Annotated in this window: 2 protein-coding genes; both read right to left on the bottom strand. The window is 40.0% G+C overall.

Features of this window, described 5'->3' with window-relative positions; genetic code table 11:
• On the bottom strand, positions 1–2,941 hold a 2,941-nt coding region (locus F6K22_RS31060), incomplete at its 3' end, for a two-partner secretion domain-containing protein (protein ID WP_293107137.1).
• Between the two features lie 304 nt (positions 2,942–3,245).
• Positions 3,246–5,092 (bottom strand): lytic transglycosylase domain-containing protein (locus tag F6K22_RS31065; RefSeq protein ID WP_293107139.1); only part of this gene is annotated, 1,847 nt, incomplete at its 5' end.

A 5,092-nucleotide genomic window follows, 5' to 3' on the forward strand; every position in this document is an offset into this window, starting at 1 on the left:
CAGATATGTCGCTGTTTTCTAGGGCGACTAAATTATCAGTATTAATTATGATATTGCCTCCAGTAGCTGTACCAGTTGCATTAGTAGTGATGCTGCTATTGCGACGCAGGATTAGGTCTTTATCGTTGTTTAGGGAGATGTCACCTTGACCTCCAGTAGTTTCTGCATTCAGGCTAGCTCTATCATCTAAAACAATAGAAGTAGCATTAATCTTTAACTCTCCCGCAGGTTCTGAAGTTTCGGAGCGAACAGTAACAAGTGCTTCATTCTGAACTTCTAAGCTTTCAGTGTTAACTATTAATTCTCCTCCTTTGCCTGTTGCTGTAGATTCGGCCGCCGCTGTTAATCTACTGGGAGTACCCGCAGCAGATGTACCAATGATATCAATATCTTTAGCTGTAATAATTAAATCCCCAGCATTTCCATCACCAGATGTACTAGCGGTAATCTCGGCTCCATCTCGAACTCGCAAATTTCTGGTATTGAGTCTTAAATTTCCTCCATTTCCCCTTGCTTCTTCCTCTTGTACGGAAGTTGTCAAGCCACTGATACGCACATCGTTAGCATTAGTGCCAATGAGTTCTACATTAGTAGCAGAAATAGTTAAATCACCTCCATTTCCCTGACCTAATGTAGCTGCACTTATCTGCGCTCCATCTCGAACTATTAAATTTTCTGTATCAAGCCTTAAATTACCTCCATTTCCTATACCTTGTTGTTCAGTTCTTTCACCATTTTCGTCCCTGATTACATCTACTGTAGCTAACAAAGCAGTAGGAAATAGACCATCAGCAGTAGTGCCAATGAGTTCTATATTAGTAGCAAAGATAGTTAAATTTCCTCCATCTCCCTGACCAACAGTAGCAGTGAGGACTTGCGATCCATCTCGCATCCGTAAACTTTCTGTGTTAAGCGTTATATTTCCTCCATTTCCTATTCCTCCCGGTTCGACTGTGGCAAATAAGCCAGTAGGAGTTTCATTAGTACGAATTAATTCTATATTAGTAGCAGAAATAGTTAAATCACCTCCATTTCCCTCTCCAAATGTGTTCGTGGCAATCTCCGCTCCATCTCGAATTGTTAAATTTTCTGTATCAATATCTATCGCTCCTCCATTTCCTATGCCTCCTGAATCCAACACAGCAAACAAACCACTTGAAACTTGACCATTAGTAGCAGTTCCAATTAGTTCTATATTTGTTGCCGAGATAGTTAAATCACCTCCATTTCCTTCTCCAAATGTGTTCGTGGTGATTTCCGCTCCATCTCGAATTGTTAAACTTTCTGTATCAATATCTATCGCTCCTCCATTTCCTATACCTCCCGGTTCCACTGAAGCAAACAAACCACCTGAAACACCGTCGGCAGAAGTTCCAATTAGTTCTATATCAGTAGCAGAGATAGCTATATTCCCTCCATTTCCCTCTCCAAATGTGTTAGTGAGAATCTGCGCTCCATCTATAACTCTTAATTCTCCTGTATCGATCTTCAGAGTTCCTCCATTTCCTCTTCCTCCCGGCAGCACTGAAGCAAATAGAATACTAGCTTGACCTAAAGGAGAAGTTCCAATAACTTCTACCTCAGTAGCAGAAACAGTTAAATTTCCTCCATTTCCCTCACCTAAAGAACCTGTGAGAATCTGTGCTCCATCTATAACCCTTAATCTTTCTGTATTGATATCTATATCTCCTCCATTGCCTACCACCCCTGGAAACACTACAGCCAATAAACCACTGGATGCACCATCACCAGAAGCACCAATAAGTTCTACATCAGTAGCAGAAATATTCAAACTTCCTGTGTTTCCCTGACCAAAATTAACAGCAGCAAACTGCGCCCCATCTCTTAACTGAAGACTTTGCGTCTCAATTCTCAAATTACCACCTTGAGCCACTGCTTCAGGAGCAACTTGCGTTACTGCACCACTGAAAATCTGAGTTTCTGGAATTACACCGATCGCTTCCACAGTATCAGATGCTCTAATAATTAAGTTACCTCCATCCTGGTTTCCCAAGGTTTCAGCCACAATTATCGAACCATCACGCATTTCAATACGTCCGCCCTGAATTCTCACCTCCCCCGCACCCTCTCCACTAACATCTAAAGAGCTAGCTTGAGATAGTTGAATATTACCAAATTCTGAAACTTCCCCATAATTGAGGGAACCTACAGAAGTTAATCCCACCACCCCACTCCGAACGCTTCCTACTTCAATGCGTCCTTGTTCTGCCGTCAGGTTTCCCCCTCTAAAAGAAACATCTCCCCCGATCAAAGCTAAAGTTTGATTCGGTTGAACTTGTAACCCTATATTTCTATTTTCTCGAATAATTGCCTGAGTATTAGGATCGGTACTCAAATTATGACCTTGACCAATAACTTGAATACTACCAGAGTTTTCTGGCAACCTCAACCCAATAGGAACATTAATTGTCAGTAATGGTGGTGCTTGAGGGTTAGAAGCAGCAAACTCAAATCCATTTTCAAATAAGATACTATCGGCAGTCGAACCATAGAATGAACCCCCAATATCTAATTGAGCTTCTGACCCAAAAATAATACCATTAGGGTTAATCAGAAATAAATCAGCATCCCCAAGGACACCCAAAGTTCCCAATATATTCGAGATATTGCTGCCAGTGACGCGACCTAGAATATTTGCGACTCCATCAGGGTTAGTAAAATAAACTCCTCGTCCCTGTTGAATATTAAACTCCTCAAAACTGTGAAATAAATTAGCACCCCGTTGGGCACCCCCGTCTATGCGATCGCTTTCTATACCATTGATATTAATGTTTGGTATAACAACTGAATTTTCCTCTCCCAAACTGCTATCTGGTTGTAGTTGAGCGATCGCTGGGGAGACATAAAGTTGACAAAACCCTAAAGTTAAATATGTTAGGGATAAAGTAGTGGATACTGGAAAGTTAGGAAAATGTGGCATTATGGCATTATAAAATTTATAATTACAGTTATTTTTCAAGGGAACAGGAAAAAAAGAGTCTATCGGTGCTAATTCATGGAATTTGTCCAGATATCCAGAAATTTCATTTAGCTTTACAGGTTTGTTATAAAATCATTTGTAGGGTGTATATTACCCACCCTACAAAATAGTCTATTGATGAGATTATTTTCAATGATTTTTCTGGAGAAAAATTGCCTCAATATCTATTTTTCACCTGAGAAATTTCAAATTAACTTTTCTATCATCATCTGTATATCCATGAGGAAATCATTATTATACTCTCCTATTTATTATATTTAGCGTAATGTCTTTCCATCAACTTAGAAACTTCAGGATTATAAATCTGTAAATAATTCCAATAATTTTCAAACACAGACTCTACATAACCCCTTGTTTCTGGATAAGGAATTTTCTCCACAAAAGCATCAGCATCATTAAACCCAAACCGTTTTAACCAACTACCCACAGCATTCGGACCCGCATTATAACTCGCCACTGCTAACATCGAATTATTCTTGTACTCTTTATGAGTAAAATCAAAGTAATAAGTACCCAAATTAACATTATCGTTAACATTCTCTAAATCATAGCTAACAAGGTTAATTTTTTGAGCAGTTTCTTCTCCCGTTTCCGGCATAATTTGCATTAATCCTGTAGCACCAACTACAGATTTAATCTTCGGCATAAAACGGGATTCTTGACGAATCAAAGCAGTCACCAAAACAGTATTTAATTGTCTTTTATTAGACCATTTAACAATAGTTTCTAAATAAGGAAAAGGATACAAAGTTTGCCAATAGGTACGCTGTTTTTTTAAGGCTTTATACTCAGCTATCTCCTCTGGTTTTTTCCGTTTACTCAAGCTAGTCAGCATCCAAATACCATCTAAATTATCCCCCACACCAATTCTCAATACACCATCAGTATACTGTTGAGCTACAGAAGGTTTCATGCGGTCTTCAAATTCTACCTGCCACTGTTTCCAAGCATCCTGGTCTTGACCAATTTGATACAGTTCCCGCAATGTTTCAGAGCCAAAAGGCAGTGGATCGCGCCCTTTCGTATGTACAACTTCTGGGGATAAATCCCTAACTGTCGTAAAATCGCCCACTGGCCAACCTAAAATCACCGCCGATCGCCAAGCATAATAAGAGTGAGGATACCGTAAAATCATATACTCAAAAGCCTTTTTAGCATCCTCTTTCCGCCCAAGTTGTTGTGCCCACTTACCTACCCAAAAACCTGCTTGCGCTGCTAACTCACTATCAGGATTATTCACAGTCAACTGTTGCGCCCACTTCCAAGCTGCTTGTAAATTACCACCTTTAGCAGCTTGTTCGGCCAACTCCCACCGCAGTTTAGCCGCAGCATCAGAATTATTATACTCTCTCAACAATTGTTGACGTACCAGTGAAGCTGACTTAGCAGAGTCAAGTCGATCGAGCAACTTAGACTTCTCTAACATAGCTTCAGGTGCATGACCAGGGAAATTAGCAATTACTCTGTCAAGATAAGGTATGGCATCTTTTCGATCGACCAACCTCGACAAACGAATCAAACCCAAAGCTGTATCTTCTCCCCCATTGGGAAATGTATTAATTAAGGTTTTATAAGCTTCGCGGGACTCTTGAGTTTTTCCACCTAACCATAAACCCCTGGCATAACGATATAAATTTTGGGGAGTCTTGGTTGCTTTCTGATATGCTAGGGCACCTTTAGCATAGTCCTGTTTTTCCCAATAACCAAAAGCAATCATATCCCAATCTTCGGCAGTTAACTCAGAGGCATATTTTGTTCTCAGTTGTTCCAATACCGTGCCATATTCCGGCACATGAAAACCATACTTAGCAATGAGCAATAATAACTGAGGTTGATTAGGATTTTGCTTTAATTTTTCCTGAGCAATTTTAACCGTAGTTGGATAACCAGGAAATTTAGCGATCGCCTCATCCCAGTATTCCGGCTTTTGTTTTCCTAGCACATACAAAGCTTCTGCCACCACAGGTTCTTCTGGATAGGTTTTTAATACTTCTTCCCAAGCTTTTTGTGCTTTGTCTGTCTCTCCTATTTGTTCGTAAACTTGTGCCCGTTTAACCAGAATATATGGTGCTAGAGCTGTATATTCTTGTT

The sequence above is a fragment of the Okeania sp. SIO2F4 genome (genome assembly GCF_010672385.1).
Classification (GTDB): Bacteria; Cyanobacteriota; Cyanobacteriia; order Cyanobacteriales; family Microcoleaceae; genus Trichodesmium.